This window comes from Nakamurella multipartita DSM 44233 (assembly GCF_000024365.1).
GTDB lineage: Bacteria > Actinomycetota > Actinomycetes > Mycobacteriales > Nakamurellaceae > Nakamurella > Nakamurella multipartita.
On record NC_013235.1, the window covers coordinates 230,473 to 246,438 of the forward strand.

At 71.3% G+C, this 15,966-nt stretch carries 14 protein-coding genes; 8 read left to right on the plus strand and 6 right to left on the minus strand.

The window, feature by feature from the left end:
* Window positions 1-11: 11 nt before the first annotated feature.
* Window positions 12-2,147, minus strand: coding sequence for an Rv1355c family protein (locus NAMU_RS01005; protein WP_012814112.1), 2,136 nt, complete (start codon window positions 2,145-2,147; stop codon window positions 12-14).
* A 20-nt stretch (window positions 2,148-2,167) separates the two neighbouring features.
* Window positions 2,168-2,893: a hypothetical protein gene (locus NAMU_RS01010; RefSeq protein ID WP_138179873.1), complete on the minus strand. Its 726-nt coding sequence runs from the start codon at window positions 2,891-2,893 to the stop codon at window positions 2,168-2,170.
* Between the two features lie 385 nt (window positions 2,894-3,278).
* On the opposite strand from NAMU_RS01010, the gene NAMU_RS01015 reads away from it, so the two are divergent.
* Window positions 3,279-4,238, plus strand: coding sequence for an L-lactate dehydrogenase (locus NAMU_RS01015; protein WP_012814114.1), 960 nt, complete (start codon window positions 3,279-3,281; stop codon window positions 4,236-4,238).
* Window positions 4,239-4,491: 253 nt separating this feature from the next.
* Window positions 4,492-5,820: an SAM-dependent methyltransferase gene (locus tag NAMU_RS01020; protein WP_012814115.1), complete on the plus strand. Its 1,329-nt coding sequence runs from the start codon at window positions 4,492-4,494 to the stop codon at window positions 5,818-5,820.
* A 34-nt stretch (window positions 5,821-5,854) separates the two neighbouring features.
* Here NAMU_RS01020 and NAMU_RS01025 read toward each other — a convergent pair whose 3' ends face one another.
* Window positions 5,855-6,886: an NAD(P)H-dependent glycerol-3-phosphate dehydrogenase gene (locus NAMU_RS01025; RefSeq protein WP_012814116.1), complete on the minus strand. Its 1,032-nt coding sequence runs from the start codon at window positions 6,884-6,886 to the stop codon at window positions 5,855-5,857.
* Window positions 6,887-7,124: 238 nt separating this feature from the next.
* On the opposite strand from NAMU_RS01025, the gene NAMU_RS01030 reads away from it, so the two are divergent.
* Both NAMU_RS01030 and NAMU_RS01035 read left to right on the plus strand, forming a co-directional pair.
* Entirely contained in the window at window positions 7,125-8,153 is a 1,029-nt protein-coding gene (locus NAMU_RS01030) for an extracellular catalytic domain type 1 short-chain-length polyhydroxyalkanoate depolymerase (RefSeq protein WP_012814117.1), read from the plus strand.
* A 54-nt stretch (window positions 8,154-8,207) separates the two neighbouring features.
* Entirely contained in the window at window positions 8,208-9,092 is an 885-nt protein-coding gene (locus NAMU_RS01035; RefSeq protein ID WP_012814118.1) for an Fpg/Nei family DNA glycosylase, read from the plus strand.
* A gap of 9 nt (window positions 9,093-9,101) precedes the next feature.
* Here the strand turns inward: NAMU_RS01035 and NAMU_RS01040 are convergent, their stop codons facing one another.
* Both NAMU_RS01040 and sthA read right to left on the minus strand, forming a co-directional pair.
* Window positions 9,102-9,686 (minus strand): arsenate reductase/protein-tyrosine-phosphatase family protein, encoded by a 585-nt coding sequence (locus tag NAMU_RS01040; RefSeq protein ID WP_012814119.1) that lies wholly within the window; start codon window positions 9,684-9,686, stop codon window positions 9,102-9,104.
* Window positions 9,687-9,753: 67 nt separating this feature from the next.
* Window positions 9,754-11,184, minus strand: a complete 1,431-nt coding sequence (gene sthA, locus NAMU_RS01045; protein WP_012814120.1) for a Si-specific NAD(P)(+) transhydrogenase — start codon at window positions 11,182-11,184, stop codon at window positions 9,754-9,756.
* Window positions 11,185-11,354: 170 nt separating this feature from the next.
* Here sthA and NAMU_RS01050 point away from each other — a divergent pair, with 170 nt between their 5' ends.
* The 3 genes from NAMU_RS01050 to NAMU_RS01060 are packed head-to-tail and all read left to right on the plus strand — an operon-like array spanning window position 11,355 to window position 13,671.
* On the plus strand, window positions 11,355-11,684 hold the full coding sequence (locus NAMU_RS01050) for a rhodanese-like domain-containing protein (protein ID WP_012814121.1): 330 nt from the start codon (window positions 11,355-11,357) through the stop codon (window positions 11,682-11,684).
* A 33-nt stretch (window positions 11,685-11,717) separates the two neighbouring features.
* Window positions 11,718-12,674: a DUF4328 domain-containing protein gene (locus tag NAMU_RS01055; RefSeq protein ID WP_012814122.1), complete on the plus strand. Its 957-nt coding sequence runs from the start codon at window positions 11,718-11,720 to the stop codon at window positions 12,672-12,674.
* 40 nt (window positions 12,675-12,714) lie between these two features.
* Window positions 12,715-13,671, plus strand: a complete 957-nt coding sequence (locus NAMU_RS01060) for a DUF5926 family protein (RefSeq protein WP_012814123.1) — start codon at window positions 12,715-12,717, stop codon at window positions 13,669-13,671.
* A gap of 19 nt (window positions 13,672-13,690) precedes the next feature.
* On the opposite strand, the gene NAMU_RS01065 is transcribed toward NAMU_RS01060, so the two are convergent.
* The gene (locus NAMU_RS01065; protein ID WP_012814124.1) at window positions 13,691-14,524 is read right to left on the minus strand and encodes a CPBP family intramembrane glutamic endopeptidase; all 834 of its coding nucleotides are present in this window, start codon (window positions 14,522-14,524) and stop codon (window positions 13,691-13,693) included.
* Between the two features lie 202 nt (window positions 14,525-14,726).
* Between NAMU_RS01065 and NAMU_RS01070 the strand changes: the two genes are divergently transcribed.
* Window positions 14,727-15,965: a polysaccharide deacetylase family protein gene (locus NAMU_RS01070; RefSeq protein WP_138179875.1), complete on the plus strand. Its 1,239-nt coding sequence runs from the start codon at window positions 14,727-14,729 to the stop codon at window positions 15,963-15,965.
* Window position 15,966 lies beyond the last annotated feature (1 nt).

Below are 15,966 nucleotides of genomic sequence, written 5' to 3' on the forward strand. Positions count from 1 at the left end.
CCGTTCTGGCGTCAGTTGGTCCCGACAGTATTCTCCGATGAAATCACGACTTCCGACAGGGGTCGACGTAGGCTCCGCGGCGCTTCCTGCGGATCGTGCACGAAGCGCATGATCAGCACGGGAGCCTGGCTTTCCGCAATGCCGACGATCTCGTTCATTCTGCCCTGCAAATCCGCCAACTCGCCGGTTGAATCCGGCGCCAGGGTGGCCAGGTCAGCGGGGGTGCGGGCGTACAGGAAGGCCGGGCTCAGCGGCACCACGCCCAGACCCGCGGTGGTCGCGGCGATCCAGACGCGCTCCATCGCCGCGCCCCCGCGCACGTAGTCCTCGACCCGATCGCCGTCGATGACGACCACGCCGACGGCCGAGGCCGAGGTCACTCGGGCAGCGGTCATGTCACGGAACATCGACCCACCGGACAGGCTGCGCAGGGTCTGCATCACCGGCGGGCGGGCGACCAGGTCGAGCAGGCTGGTCGCCGCGCCCAGGCCCAGGGTCCGGACGTCGATACCGATGTCGGGGCGGTCGAGTCCGGGCCGGCTGAGCTCGTCGAGCATGTCCTGCCGCAGACCGCCGCTGAGGAAACGGATCCGGTCGGCCTCGCCGAGTACCTCGCCGAGCGCGCGTAGGCGCGGCAGATCACTGATCAACCGCAGGACGGCGCCCTCGGCGGCGGCCGCAGCCGTGAGCGCGGCGACCACCGGGGCCGCCAGCTCGCGCCGCCGGCCCGGGCTGCGATTCGCCGTCCGGGCCACCATGGGCTGGTACAGCGCCGCCAGGTCGGGATCGAAACCGCCTTCAGTCAAATCGATCTCGACGTTGACGGGCGACTGGTCGGCGTGAATGTGCCACGGTCCCAGGGTGCCTCGCGCGGCCGCCGCGACCCGGGCGTTGAAGGCGGCGGCGCCGGCCGCGACCAGGCTGCCGCGGCCGGCAACGTCCATCCGGCTGGGGGTCGGGGCCGGCTCGATGATCAGGCGCGCCGCGCCGGCCCGGAATCGCCAGGGCTGGGTGTTGCCGCCGGACGGGGCCCGGCTCGCCGCATGCAGGATCGTGGTCAGCGGATCGGCATCGGGCCGAAGCTCCGCCGGCGCGGCCGGACCGGGCGGCACCGGATCGGGCGTGGGTTCGGCCAGCAGCGCCAGCAGATCATCGGGGTCGGTGCGCAGCCGGCCGGACGGGAGCGGCCGGCCCAGGCCGATCCGGCGGGCCACCGCGGCCACCATCGCTGCGCCGAACAGGGTCTCGCTGCCCAGCTGCGGCCATTGCCCGACGGTCCGTCCGAGCTCGATGAGCGAGGCCGCGCCGCGATCGGACATCTGCCGGGCATCGATGATCTTGAGCAGCAACGGTGTCTTCTGCTCGGGGGTCAACTCGGCCACGTCGGTCAGCGCATCCACGTCGACCAGTCCGTGAAAGAGCGGGCGGTCCGGCTCGAGATCGAAACGCTCGACATCGAGCAGTCCGCGATCGTTGGTCTGCATCACGACCGGGACCCGTTGTCGGCGCGCCGAGTCCCGTAGCACGACTTTCATGTCAAATGAATCACACTGCTCCAGGAGCATATCGAGTCCGTCGATGAATTCATCGGCGTTGGTGGCCGTGACACCGTCGGTCAGCACTTCCAGGGACAGGTACGGATCGAGTTCGGAAATCCGGCGGGCGGCGGCCACGGCCTTGTTCACGCCCACTTCGAAAAGCCCGAGCGGGACGCGATTGAGATTGGACAGCTCGAGGGTGTCGAAGTCGGCCAACCGCAAGTGGCCACACAATCCCTCGAGGACCAGCGCCAGCGCGATCGAATAGCCCGAACTCAGCCCGGCGATCCCGATGCGCCGCGAGGACAACCGCTCCTGCTCGTCACCGGTGATCTTGATCCGGTTGCGGTCCAACCGAACTCGCCGGTACAGCCCGGGTCCGAGGATCCGCACGATCGAGTGTTGCCAGGCAAAGTAGGCCCACCGCGGCGGCTCGTCGAGCTCGTCGTCGGTGAGCGCAGGCCGGAGCCGGCGAAGATCATCGGTCGGGACCACCGCGTCACGCAGGGTGATGCCGGAGGCGATGAGCCGGTCGATCTCCTGCGATTGCGCCGGATCCCGGCGATCGAAAATGACGGCCGAGAATGCCGGCGATTCGGGGATGGGCATGGGCTGCGGGCGCCGGCTGGTCAAGCCGCGGCGGGTGTCCCTGGTCGCACGTCCGGATTCAGCGACAGCTCGAACATTTCCTGTTCGTGGGCGAGCAACAGCAGATGTGATGCATCGGATGCTGCGAGCATGGTCTCCCTATCCCACCAGATCGGCACGGTGCGGTACCGCGGGTCAGGGTACGCGACGGGAGCGACGTCCTGACCGATCTGGGCGCCCGAGGACTGCCAGCGGCGAACGGCGTGGTCGGCGACCGTACACAAGGCGTAACGGACCCCGATCAACCGGAAGATGTGGAAGACGGTGCGGGCCAGGGCGGGTGTCAGCGCGTGCCGGTCGGGCGAATCCGCACTGACCCAGCCGGCCTTGAGCTCGAGCAGGCCCTCGTCGATGCGTGCGGAGATGCCCTCGCGCAGTGCGGCGGTGCCCGGCCGGCCCGCCCACTCCATCAGGGCGTGGGCGTCGTCGACATCGGTGTACGGACCCTGGGCGCGGACGCCGGCGACGACCTGACCGGAGCGGTCCAGCACCGCCACGAACAACGTGGTGCCCGCACCGGTCCGGATGTCGTCGTATTCCAGGACGTGCTCCACGCCGAACCGGCGGTAGTTCTCCGCCGCCCCGTCGAGATAGGCATTCCACAGTTCGGGCTGGTCTTCGGGCCGGGCATAAACGAACCGGGCGCCTGAGGCGGGGTCCAGATAATGGCCGAGCACGCCGCCCTGACGCATGCGGGCGGTAGTCACGACGGCACTCGCGCTGGCATGTGGGTGGCTGGTGCTCACATGTTGATAGTAGTCGCAGAAATGAACAATGCTCCATTGTCGGCCGAAAATCGCCCATGCAGGAGAGCGTCACTGCGGGCGGTGAGAACGCTCCCGGTCATACGCCCGTTTCATGGGTAAATGTACGTATTCTGCGCTCAAAGGAGTACGTGTCCCAACGCTGAGTAGCCAGGGTCGGCTGTCACTGGGCGTGGTGACCCTGTACGGCATCCGCGTGGTTGGCGTCCACGACGGGGCGGTGCGGCGAACGGGTCCCCAACGGCAAGCGAATGCGCAGGTCCGGGGACCCGCCGGCCCGGGCCCTTCGACTCTGCCGAGTGTCCGCGTGGCCGTTACAGTTCCAGTCATGACGGACATCTCGCTACGCCGGAACAAGGTCGCCATCGTCGGGGCCGGATCGGTGGGAGCCACCCTTGCCTATGCGTCGCTGATCCGCGGCGTCGCCCACGACGTCGTGCTCTACGACATGGCCAAGGCCAAGGTCGAGGCCGAGGTGCTCGACCTGCGGCACGGGCTGCAGTTTTGCCCGCCGGCCGACGTCGACGGCTCCGACGACGTCGCCATCTGCGCGAACGCCGACGTGATCGCCATCACCGCGGGGGCCAAGCAGAAGCCCGGCCAGACCCGGCTCGAGCTGGCCGGCATCAACGTCGACATCTGCCGCAAACTGATCCCCGCCCTGCTGGACGTCGCGCCGGACGCGGTCATCGTGATGGTCACCAACCCGGTCGACGTGCTGACCTACGCCGCGCTGAAGTTCTCCGGCCTGCCCAAGAACCGGGTGCTGGGCAGCGGCACCGTGCTGGACTCGGCCCGGCTGCGCCAGGTCATCGCCCGCAAGCTCAACGTCGCCTCGCAGAGCGTGCATGCCTTCATCGCCGGCGAGCACGGCGACTCGGAGTTCCCGTTGTGGAGCAGCGCGAGCATCGGCACCGTGCCCGTGCTCGACTTCGCCGCCCCCGACGGGACCACCCTGGACGAGGAGCAGGAAGCCCAGATCGCCCACGACGTGGTCAACGCGGCCTACTCGATCATCCTGGGCAAGGGCGCCACCAACTACGCGGTCGGCCTGGCCGGCGCCCGGGTGCTCGAGGCGATCCTGCGCGACGAGAACGGCGTCCTGCCGGTGTCCTCCCTGCTGGACGGGTTCCACGGGATCACCGATGTGTGTTTGTCCCTGCCCTCGCTGGTGAACAAGTCGGGCGTTGCGTCGATGCTCGACGTCCCGCTGTCCGACCGCGAGGTCGAGCAGCTCAAGGCGTCGGCGGCCGAGGTCAAGTCGGTGCAGGCGTCCCTGGGTCTGTGAGCCGGGTGCACTGACCCGGCGGTCGTCATCCGATCGGCCCTGCGGGCTGGTACATCGGTCGCGCGGCCGAGCCCTCGGCTGCGCGCGGAGTGCCGGAGGAAGCCGATCGATGAGAATAGGCGCGACCCGGCCCCCACCGATCCGCAGGACGGACGGCACCGAATCTCCTGTGTCGGTGGGGTCGAGCCGGTCACCTCGGTGTCCGGTCTCCGCCTGGACCCGACCGACCGACCTATGAGGGAGTAGCGCGTACATGGCTCTGTTGACCCCAACTCGCCGGCACCCCACGCCGTGGCCGGCCGCCGGCGTGTGGCCGGGGCTGTTCGACGTGCCGAAGGTGCCGGTGCATGCGGCGATCGCCCGCCGGCTGGCCGCCGCGGCGGTGCGGACCTTGCCGATGTCGCTGGAGTTCCCGGACGGCAGCCGCTGGGGTGCCGGCGGGCCGGCGTTGCAGCTCGTCCGGCCGGACAACTTCTTCGCCCGGCTGGGCGCGGACGGCCTGATCGGCTTCGGTGAGGCCTGGATGACCGGCGACATGACCACCGGCGGCTGGCGCGTGTCCGCCGATCGCCAGGACCCGGCCGGCGCGCTGGATCCGGCGGCCGCGAACGCGGCGACCGACGAGCTGGCCGCCGTCCTGGAGGTGCTGGCCCACCGCATGTCGGTGCTGGTGCCGCGACCGCTGCAGGCCCTGCGGCACACCTGGCAGAGTCGCCCGCCGCGCCCGGAGGAGAACACCCCGACCGGCGCGCGGGAGAACATCCACCGGCACTACGACCTGTCCAACGACCTGTTCGAGCTGTTCCTGGACCCGAGCCTGACCTACTCTTCGGCCTGGTTCGAACCCGGCGACGACCTGGACACCGCCCAGGTGCGCAAGATCGATGCCATTTTGGACCTGGCCCGGATGCGCCCGGGCATGCGCGTGCTGGAGATCGGATCCGGGTGGGGCGCGCTGGCCATGCGGGCCGCGCGGACCCGGGACGTGCACGTCACCACGCTGACCCTGTCCGAGGCCCAGCGGGAGCTGGCCCTGCGCCGGATCGCCGACGCCGGCCTGTCCCAGCGGATCGACGTGCTGCTGGAGGACTACCGCGTGCACGCGGCCCGCGAGGCCGGCAGCTACGACGCGGTGGTCAGCGTGGAGATGATCGAGGCCGTCGGCGAGCGGTACTGGCCCGACTACTTCGGCGCGATCGACCGGATGCTCGCCGAGGGGGGCCGGCTCAGCCTGCAGGCGATCACCATGGCCCACGAGCGGCTGCTGGCCACCCGCAACGGATACACCTGGGTGCACAAGTACGTGTTCCCGGGCGGGGCGCTGCCGTCGATGACCGCGATCGACCAGGTCGTCACCGAGCACACCCGGCTGCGCATCCAGGAGACCCGCCGGTTGGGCCACTCCTACGTGCCCACCCTGGAGCAGTGGCGGCACCGCTTCAACGACCGGTTGCCGCAGGTCCAGGCCCTCGGCTTCGACGAGACGTTCATCCGGATGTGGAACTTCTACCTGGCCTACTCCCAGGCCGGGTTCGCCGCCGACTACCTGGACGACCTGCAGATCGGCTTCGCCCGCCAGTAGCGGCGACTCCGGCCGCCGGGGCCGCGGCGCGGGCTCACCAGCCCGCGCCGTGCACCTCGTGGCCGGGCGCCTCGTTGAGCAGCCCGCGGTAGGCCCGCTCGGGGGTGGAGCCGTGGTTGACCACGGCGTCCACCTCACGGGCGATGGGCATGTCCACGCCGTACTCGGCGGCCATCTCCATCACCACCGACGCGGTCTTGACCCCTTCGGCGACCTGCTTCATCCCGGCCAGGATCTGCGGCACCGGAACACCGCGACCGATCTCCTCGCCGACGTGCCGGTTGCGGCTGAACTTGCTGGTGCAGGTGACGACCAGATCGCCCATGCCGGCCAGCCCGGTCATCGTCTCGCTCTGCCCGCCTACGGCGGTGCCCAGTTTGGTCATCTCCCGCAGCGACCGGGTGATCACCATCGCGCGGGTGTTGTCGCCGCTGCCGACGCCGTCGCCCATGCCGACGGCGATCGCGAACACGTTCTTGAGCGAGCCGGCGATCTCCACGCCGGTCACGTCGGAGGACGAATAGATGCGGAAGTACTTGGTCCGGAACAGCTCGCCCAGTTGCGCGGCCAGGTGCTGGTCGGGCATCGCGATCACCGCCGCGGCGGCATACCCGGCGGCCACTTCGCGGGCGATGTTCGGGCCGGCCAGCACGCCGGCCGGGTGCCCGGGCAGCACCTCGTCGACGATCTCGGTCATCCGCTTGCGGCTGCCCTGCTCCAGGCCCTTGACCAGGCTGACCACCGGCGCCCAGGGGCGCAGGAACGGGGCCAGGTCGTCCAGCGCGCCGCGGAAGCCGTGCGAGGGCACCGCCATGATCAAGATGTCGGCCGGCTCGACCGCCCGGGCCAGGTCGGTGGTCGCGGTCAGCGACGGGGTGAGCGCGTAGCCGGGCAGGTAGCGCTCGTTGGTGTGACCGGTGTTGATCTGGTCGACCACCTCGGCCGACCGGCCCCAGATCACCGTCGGCGAGTGCCGGGCGATGATCGAGGCCACACTGGTGCCCCAGGAGCCGGAGCCGATCACCGCCACCTTCGGCTGCCGGCGCAGCGCCCGGACGGCGGTCATCGGAAGGCCCTGGTCGGGCGGAGCGCGGTCGCCATCCGAGCAGTCTGTAGCAGCGCGCCGTGCCGCGCACCTCACAGATCCGGCCCGGCGCAACGGCTGGTTCGCCGCCCCGGCCGTGCGAGGCTGAACGGATCATCCGACGGGTCCGGCGACGGTCCGGCGACGGTCCAGGCCGATTGAGCGACCGGTGCACGGGTACCTCCCTGGGGCCGCCGGCTGACAGGAAGGCACACCTCTCATGACGTTCTTTCGGCTGGGTACCCGCCGGGTCGAGGGATCGGTCGGCGAGCAGGGCAGTGCTCCAGGTCTGATCGATCCGCCGGCGCAGCGGGGTCAGGCCCAGGGTCAGCGCGAACGCCGCACCTTCACCGGCCCGGACGGGTCCCGCGCCTACAGCCTGTACGTCCCCCCGGCCTTAGGGGCATCAGCGGCATCAGCGGCGGCGGCATCAGCGGCGGCGGCAGCGGCCCGAGCCGGCGGCCCGTGGCCGCTGGTGGTCATGCTGCACGGCGGCGCGCAGACCGCCGCCGATTTCGCGGTCGGCACGGACATGGATTGCCTGGCCGACCACTACGGCTTCGTGGTGGCCTACCCGGAGCAGTCCACGCAGGCGAACCCGGGCGGCTACTGGAACTGGTTCCGGCCGCAGGACCAGCAGGCCGGGGCCGGCGAACCGGGGATCCTGGCCGGCATCGTCGCCGAGGTGATGGCGCAGCTGCCGATCGATCCGGGCGCGGTGTTCGTCGCCGGATTGTCGGCCGGCGGAGCCATGGCGGCCGTGATGGCCGCGGCGCATCCGGAGCTGTTCACCGCGGTCGGCGTGCACTCGGAGGTGGGTTACCGGGCCGCGGCCGATGCCGGGTCCGCGTTCGGCGTGATGCAGAGCGGGGGCGCTCCGGACACCCACGGCCCCGTCCCGATGATCGTGTTCCACGGCACCCGGGACAGCACCGTGGCCGCGGTCAACGCGCACCAGGTGGTGCAGGCCGCGCTGGCCGGCGACCACACCGGGTTGCAGGAGACGATCGACGTCGTCCCCGCCGAGGACGGGCGCCGCGGGTACACCCGGACCGTCCATCGGGATGCCGCCGGTCGCACCATGGTCGAGTCCTGGCTGGTGGAAGGTGGTGGTCACGCCTGGTTCGGTGGCCAACCGGCCGGCAGCTACACCGATCCGGCCGGGCCGGACGCCTCGGTGGAGCTGGTCCGGTTCTTCCTGAGCCACCGAGACCGTCATCGGGCCGGTCACCGCGGGGCCGGTTCCTGACCGGCCGGATTCCGGCCGGTGGAGGGTTCGGTCGACCTCTGGCAGGCTGAACCGATGCCCGAGCTCCCGGAGGTCACCGCGCTGGCCGCGTTCCTGACCGAGCACGCCGGCGGGCAGCGCATCACCGCGGTGAGCGTGGCCGCACTCAACGTGCTCACCACCTACGACCCGCCCGCGTCCGCCCTGGTCGGCCGGACCGTGACCGGGGCCGGCCGGCACGGCAAGTTCCTGGACCTGGTCACCGCCCCGGGCCCGGACGCGTCGCCGGGGACCCCGGACGCGCTGCACCTGATCCTGCACCTGGCCCGGGCCGGGTGGCTGCGCTGGTCGGACGCCATCTCGCCGCGGCCGCCGAAGATGGGTGGGCCGATCGCCCTGCGGGTCGCCCTCAGCGGCGGCGGCGGGTTCGACGTGACCGAGGCCGGCACCAAGAAGTCGGTGACGGCGGCGGTGGTGACCGACCCGCGAGCGGTCCCCGGGGTGGCCCGGCTCGGCCCGGACGCGCTGGACCTGGACCGCGCGGCGCTCGCGCAGGTGCTGGCCACCCAGACCGGCCGGATCAAGAACGTGCTCACCGACCAGCGGGTGATCGCCGGCGTCGGCAACGCTTACTCGGACGAGATCCTGCACACCGCGCGGCTCTCGCCGTTCGCGACGGCGGCCAAGCTGTCCCCGGACGAGCTCGATCGGCTCTACGACGCGCTGGCCACCGTGCTCACCGACGCCGTGCTGCGCTCGGTCGGCGGTCAGGCCGCCCGGCTCAAGGGGGAAAAGCGCACCGGGCTGCGGGTGCATGCGCGCACCGGCCTGCCCTGCCCGGTCTGCGGGGACGTCGTCGCCGAGGTCTCGTTCGCCGACCGGTCCTTCCAGTACTGCCCGACGTGCCAGACCGGCGGCAAGAAGCTGGCCGACCGCCGGCTGTCCCGGCTGGTCAAGTAACCGGCGCGGTCAGCTCAGCGGCCGCAGGATCCGGGTGATCGCGTCCTGCAGCCGGTCGGCGCAGAGCTCGAAATCGGCCAGCGAACCGCCCATCGGATCCGGCAGGTCCTCCTGCTCGCCGGGCACCGGCTGCAGGGACGAGCGGGCCAGCTTGGCCTCGGTGACCAGCCGGCGGCCCGGGTCCCCGGGGTCGGCCCGATCCACGTCCGCGCCGCCGGTGCTCAGCGGCGGCACCGCGTCGCAGAGCCGGGCGAACTGCCGGATGGTGAAGGTCCGGCCGATCGCCGAGGGCACCGTCTTGACCACCTCGCCGCGGTGCCGGCGGGAGGCGGTCAGGATCAGATCCGCCGCGGTGATCGCGGCCGCGCTCAACGGCTGCGAGGTGTGCGGCTGCACCGCCGGCAGCCGGGCGGCCAGCACCGTCGCCGCGTGCGGGTGCAGGGGCCACGGACCGGGGATGTGCGTGCCGGCCGAGCCGACCGACCAGACGCCCTCGCCGACCCGGCGGGCCGCCGCGTCCCGGAGCATTTGCTCGGCCATCGGGGACCGGCAGTGGTTGGCGGTGCACACCATGAGCACCCGGAACCCGGTCACCGCCACCTCCGTACGCCCGTCGGACGGGGCCGACCCTACCGGGCGGCCCGGTGTCCGGAGACGAGCGCTATTCCGGCAGCGGCCGGTAAACCCCGGTCTGGGTGACCTTGGCGATGGCCCGCATCTTGTTCACCGCGTCCAGGGCGGCCACCTTGTAGGACTCGGCCAGGGTCGGGTAGTTGAAGACCGCGTCGACCAGGTAGTCCACGGTGCCGCCGCAGCCCATCACCGTCTGGCCGATGTGCACCAGCTCGGTGGCGTTGGTGCCGAAGACGTGCACGCCCAGCAGCTCTCGCGATTCGGCGTGCACGAGGATCTTGAGCATGCCGTAGGAGTCGCCCAGGATCGCCCCCCGGGCCAGCTCGCGGTAGCGGGCCACCCCCACCTCGAACGGCACCCTCTCGGCGGTCAGCTGGCCCTCGGTGCGCCCGACGAAGCTGATCTCGGGGATCGAGTAGATGCCGATGGGCTGCAGGTCGCCGAGCTTGCCGACCGGCTCGTCGAACGCGTGGTACGCGGCCCGCCGGCCCTGCTCCATGGCGGTGGCGGCCAGGGCGGGGAACCCGATGACGTCACCGACCGCGTAGATGTGTTCGACCTCGGTCTGGAAGTTCTCGTTGACCTCGACCTTGCCCCGGTTGGACGCCGGCACGCCGGCCGCCTGCACGTTCAGCTCGTCGGTGACGCCCTGCCTTCCGGCCGAGTACAGCACCGTGTCGGCCGGGATCTTCTTGCCCGACTGCAGCACCGTGAGCGTGCCGGCCGGGTGTTTCTGCACCTCCAGCACGGTCTCGGAGAAGCGGAAGGTCACCGCGAGCGAACGCAGGTGGTACTTGAGGGCCTCGATGATCTCGTCGTCGCAGAACGGCAGCATGGTGGCGCGGGACTCCACGACGGTGACCTTGGTACCCAGCGCGGCGAACATCGAGGCGTATTCGATGCCGATGACGCCGGCGCCGACGACCACCATGGACGCCGGGACCTTGTCGATGCTCAGGATCTGGTCGGAATCGACGATGGTCTCCCCGTCGAAGTCCACCGAGTCGGGCCGGGCCGGCTTGGTGCCCGCCGCGATGACGATCTTCTCGCCGCGCAGCAGCCGGCTGGTGCCGTCGGCGGCCGCGACCCGGATCGTGTGCGGGTCGACGAAGGTCGCCGTGCCCGGGAGGACGACGACGTGGTTGCGGGTCAGCTGGTTGCGCACCACGTCGACCTCGCGATTGACCACGTGCGCGATCCGGCTGGCGACGTCACCGATCGTGATGTCCTCCTTGACCCGGTAGGCCTCGCCGTACAGCTCGCGCTGGCTCAGCCCGGTCAGGTACAGCACCGCCTCGCGCAGGGTCTTGGACGGGATGGTGCCGGTGTTGATGCAGACGCCACCCATCATGTGGCCACGGTCGACGACGGCGGCCCGGTGGCCCAGTTTGGCCGCGGCGATCGCCGCCTTCTGCCCGGCCGGCCCGGAGCCGATGACGACCAGATCGAAGCTGTCCATGTGTTGTCCCTCGTTGCTGGCAGGTCGAGCCGCACCGGGCCGTGCCGTGCGGCCCGGTCCCAGTGTGGTCATGCTGCGCGCTGCAGATGGATCAGGTGGAACGGCCGTGTTAACTCTGGCCCGGCCGAGTCCGGGCCACGCCCCGATCGTGCCGGTGCCATCATGGGGCCGTGAGCACACCCATCCCCGAAGTCACTGTCGACCAGGTTCCCGCCGACGCCGTCCTGCTGGACGTGCGCGAGGACGACGAGTGGGCCGCCGGCCATGCTCCCGGCGCGGTCCACGTGCCGATGACCCAGCTGGCCGACCGCCTGGACGACCTGCCCGACGGCAACCCGGTCTACGTCATCTGCCGCTCCGGTGGCCGCTCCGCGCGGGCCACGGCGTATCTGAACCAGCAGGGCTGGGACACGGTCAACGTGGCCGGCGGGATGGGCAGCTGGGCCCGGGCGGGCCGGCCGCTGGAGGCCGACGGCGACGCCGCCCCCGAGGTCATCTGACCGCGTGGACCGGAAGGTGAGCAGGTCGTTCGGATGAGCGTGGACCGCCCCGGCGCCCCGCCGGTCGGGCGGGCGACGGTGTGCCCGCGGTGCCGGGTCCGGCAGCCGGACAACGGTGGGGACCGCTGCGCCCACTGCGGGTACCTGCGGCACCGGTGGGTCGCGCATCCGCCGCCCGGCGGCCCGCCCCGCCGGTCGGCACCGCCGGCCCGGCCCCCGTACGCAGGTCCCCCGAGCTACCGGGGCCGGCCGCCGCGCTGGGCGTTCCCGCCGGTCGTCTGGCAGGACGCCGATCCCGGCCCGGCCGCCCCGCCCCGGCGCGACCCGTCCGGTGGGCTGCGGTTGGCGGCCGGACTGGCCGCCGCCACCGCCGCGCTCGGGCTGATCGCCGCGGCCGCCGAGTTCTGGCGGTTCACCCTGCTGCTGCAGGGTCGCACCATGGTGCTGTCCGGGGCCACCGTCCGGGCCAGCGACCTGTTCGTCGCGGCCGCCGGGGCCGGCGTGGTCGTATTCGGGCTGGCCGCGCTGCTCGCGGCGGCGGTCGCGGTGACCCGCACCTATCCCGTCGCCGCGCGGCGGCTGGGGATGGCGCCAGCCCGATCGAGCACCGCGGTGCTGGCCCGGCTGCTGGTTCCCGGGTGGAACCTGTACGGCGCCGGGCAGATCGTCACCGAGGTCGATCGGATGCTGCGGGCCAAGGACGCCCCGGCCGACCGGCCGTGGCGGGCATCCCGGCTGACCATCGGCTGGTGGGTCAGCTGGGTGGTATCGGCGGCCCTGATGCTGACCGCGCTGGCCCGCGGACTGGGCGGCAGCCTGCAGGCCATCGCCGACACCGTCGAGCTGCACATCCTGGTCGACCTGGCCGGGGCGGTGACCGCCGGCCTCGGAGCGGCCATGCTGCTGCGGTTCGCCGGGCGGCTGCGCCGGCGGCCGCCGATCCCCACCGGCTGGATCGTGCAGGCTCCGGCGCCGACCCGGGGCCGCTGACCCGCACCGGTCCGACCCGGGCGTCGGCTACCGTGACCGGGTGTCCAAGAAGAACCGCCGCGCCGGGGGAACCGCGCTCGCCGAGAACGGTGCCCAGGAAAGCTCGCCAGAGAATCCGCGCCGCCCCTGCCCCTGTGGGTCCGGCCGCCGCTACAAGGCCTGCCACGGGTCGGCCGACGCCGCCGACCTGATCGTGACCCGGCCCTTCGCCGGGCTGGCCGCGGAGACCGAGCTGATCGCGCTGCGCGAGTTCCTGCCGGCGGCCAGCGCGCCGCTGACCCTGATCGAGCCGCGCGCGGACATCCCGTCGGTGACGGTGGCCAGCGTGCTGCCCGGCGCCGCGGCCGCGTTGACCCGGTCGGACCGCTCGATCCTGCTGGGCATGCAGGTGCAGACGCACACCGGCGACCTGTCTCGGGACCTGGCCGCGGCGCTGGAATGGGCCCTGGCCGCCGAGCCGTCGTCGGTGCTCTCGGTCATCGGCCGGGCCACCGTCGGCAACCGGTACGGCGACCTGATCGTCGACGAGCCGCTGGACGTCACCGTCTACGACGACTTCTCCTGGTGGCTGGAGGAGGAGATCGTGCCCGGCAGCGAGGTCGCGCTGTCCCTGGAGCGGGCCAACGCGGCAATCATGCCGACCGCGCGGGTGGCCGATCTGCCCGGCGCCTACTGGGTGGACGCCGGGGAACGCGCCCACCTGCGCTGGGTGCGGCCCGAGGACGAGCCGCCGCTGATGGCCGCGCTGGCCCGGCTGCACGTCGCCGACCAACTCGATCTGGGCAGCGGCTCGCGGTACGTGGGCTCGTTCCGGGCGCACGGCCGGCTGGTGCCGGTATGGGATCTGGACCGGGACGCCCATCCGAGCGAGTGGGACGAACCGGCGCGGGCCTTCGCGGACCGGCTGGCCGCCGCCCTGGCCGTGGACGAGCCGCTGACCGACGCCGAGCGGCGCGCCCGCGACGGCATCCTGGGCCGGCAGTTCACCCTCCGGTAGGGCGCGGCCCGGCCGGCGGTCAGGGTAGCCAGCTCACGCTGCCCTTGAGCAGGGCGTAACCGGCGAAGGAGAAGATGTCCAGCAGCGAGTGGGCGATGATCAGCGGCCACAGCCGTCGGGTGCGGCGGAACCACCAGGCGAACACCACACCCATCACCGCATTGCCCAGGAATCCGCCGAACCCCTGGTAGAGGTGGTACGACCCGCGCAGACCCGCGGAGATGCCGATCGCCGCCCAGCCCGGCAGCTTGAGTTGTTCCAGCCGGGTGATCAGGTAGCCGACGACGAGAACCTCTTCCAGGAAGCCGTTCTCGATGGCCGCGCCGATCAGCACGGGCAGCCGCCACCAGACGTCGTTGAGCGTCGAGGGGGCGACGGTCAGATTGATGCCGATGGCCACCGCCGACAGGTACAACGCGATGCCGGGGATGCCGATCACCGCGGTCAGCACCACCCCGACGCCCAGGTCCGACCAGGGTCGACGCAGGTCCAGGCCCAGCCGCGCACGCAGGTTCACCCCGCTGCGCCACAGCAGGTACAGGCCCAGCCCGCCCCAGGCGAAGCCGCGGACGATCAGGATCACCTGCCGGGCCAGGTCCAGCAGGGACGCCTGCGCCTGCGGCACCACGATGGCCACGCTCTGTGAGGACAGCGGCGCCGCGGCCAGCAGCGAATCGATCAGGCTGACCAACGAGGACAGCCCGCTGGTGCCCAGCGTGATCAGGAACACGACGACCAGTTCCACCCACAGGGAGCGGGCGGTGTACGGTCGGGCTGCGAGGAATCCGTCCGGGTCCGACCCGGGCGGTATCGATGCAGGTGGGGGCGGGTTCGGCGGGGCTCCGCTGGTCATGACGGGCCAGCATAGGCCGCGCCGGGTTGGGCGCCGACGGCGCACGCGACCCGCGCGCCCGGCCTTCACCGTGATCGCACGCCTGGCAGCGGACAGTAGCCTCAGAATTCGTGTGCCCGGCTATGGGTCAGCCGTGCAGGGACTGTGAAAGCGGGGATTCATGCGGGTGGGACATCGGCGAGTGGGCCGGCACAAGGCACTGGTGGCGGCGACCGGAGTGCTGGCGCTGGTGCTGACCGCCTGCGGCAGTTCCAACGCCGCCGATGACGTCACCGTCACCAGCTTCGTCACGGGCAGCCCGGAGTCGTCCGCGGTCGCCTCCGAGCCGGCCACCTCCAGTGCCGCGGCCTCGACGTCCGAGTCGGCCAGCGCGTCGACCTCGGCCAGCCCCACCGCCACCCAGTCCGGTGACGGGACGGTGCAGGAGGGCGTGGCCATGCCGTCCGGCTTCGTGCCGACCAAGCTCAAGGACGGCGAGAAGCCGCCGCAGTTCATCGTGGTCAGCTTCGACGGCGTCGGCTGGCACGAGAAGTGGCAGCACTGGTTCGACGTCGGCAAGCAGGTGCCGTTCCACTTCACCGGCTTCCTGTCCGGCACCTACATGCTCTCGGACCAGACCAAGATGGCCTACCAGGGGCCGGGTCACAGCCCGGGCAACTCGTCGATCAGCTGGAACAGCCCGGCCGACCTGCCGGTGGAGATCCAGGACCTGAACCAGGCCATCGACGAGGGCAACGAGATCGGCACCCACTTCAACGGCCACTTCTGCGCGGGCGCCGAGCCCAGCGGCAACCAGTGGACGACGGCCGACTGGAACAGCGAGCTGGACTCGTTCTTCTCGTTGGTCAAGAACGTCAAGGCGAACAACCCCGGCGTGCAGATGGACGACCTCAAGCTGACCCCGGACATGGTCAAGGGCGAGCGCACCCCCTGCCTGGAGGGCAAGGCCGAGGAGCTGTTCCCCGCGCTGATCGCGCACAACATGAGCTACGACTCCTCGTTCACCGAGACCGGCATCTCGTGGCCGAAGAAGTCGCCGCAGTACGGCATCTGGCGCCTGGGGATGGCCACCTTCCCGATCAACGGCACGGGCAAGCGGCAGATCACCATGGACTACAACTTCTATTACACGCAGCGCAACGCGGACAGTAAGGGCGTGACCCCGGAGGAGTCGGCGGGCGACCAGGCGCAGGTGCTGGCCACGTACAACGACATGTACAACGCCACCTACAACGGCAACCGCGCCCCGCTGATCCTGGGCAACCACTTCAACGAGTGGAACAACAGCGCCTACGCCAACGCGCTGACCGACTTCGTGGTGAGCAAGTGCGGGCAGCCCGACACCTACTGCGTTCCGTTCCGCGACCTGATCGCCTGGATGGACGTGCAGGATCCGGCGGTGCTCGCGCAGCTGCAGGCGTTGCCGGCCGAGGGCGCCTGAC

Excerpts from the sequence above, each read along its gene's own strand:
- NAMU_RS01030 (WP_012814117.1), top strand. The coding sequence starts at position 7,125 with ATGACGTTCTTTCGGCTGGGTACCCGCCGGGTCGAGGGATCGGTCGGC.
- NAMU_RS01035 (WP_012814118.1), top strand. The coding sequence starts at position 8,208 with ATGCCCGAGCTCCCGGAGGTCACCGCGCTGGCCGCGTTCCTGACCGAG.
- NAMU_RS01005 (WP_012814112.1), bottom strand. The coding sequence starts at position 2,147 with ATGCCCATCCCCGAATCGCCGGCATTCTCGGCCGTCATTTTCGATCGC.
- NAMU_RS01020 (WP_012814115.1), top strand. The coding sequence starts at position 4,492 with ATGGCTCTGTTGACCCCAACTCGCCGGCACCCCACGCCGTGGCCGGCC.
- sthA (WP_012814120.1), bottom strand. The coding sequence starts at position 11,184 with ATGGACAGCTTCGATCTGGTCGTCATCGGCTCCGGGCCGGCCGGGCAG.
- NAMU_RS01065 (WP_012814124.1), bottom strand. The coding sequence starts at position 14,524 with ATGACCAGCGGAGCCCCGCCGAACCCGCCCCCACCTGCATCGATACCG.
- NAMU_RS01015 (WP_012814114.1), top strand. The coding sequence starts at position 3,279 with ATGACGGACATCTCGCTACGCCGGAACAAGGTCGCCATCGTCGGGGCC.
- NAMU_RS01025 (WP_012814116.1), bottom strand. The coding sequence starts at position 6,886 with ATGACCGCCGTCCGGGCGCTGCGCCGGCAGCCGAAGGTGGCGGTGATC.
- NAMU_RS01055 (WP_012814122.1), top strand. The coding sequence starts at position 11,718 with ATGAGCGTGGACCGCCCCGGCGCCCCGCCGGTCGGGCGGGCGACGGTG.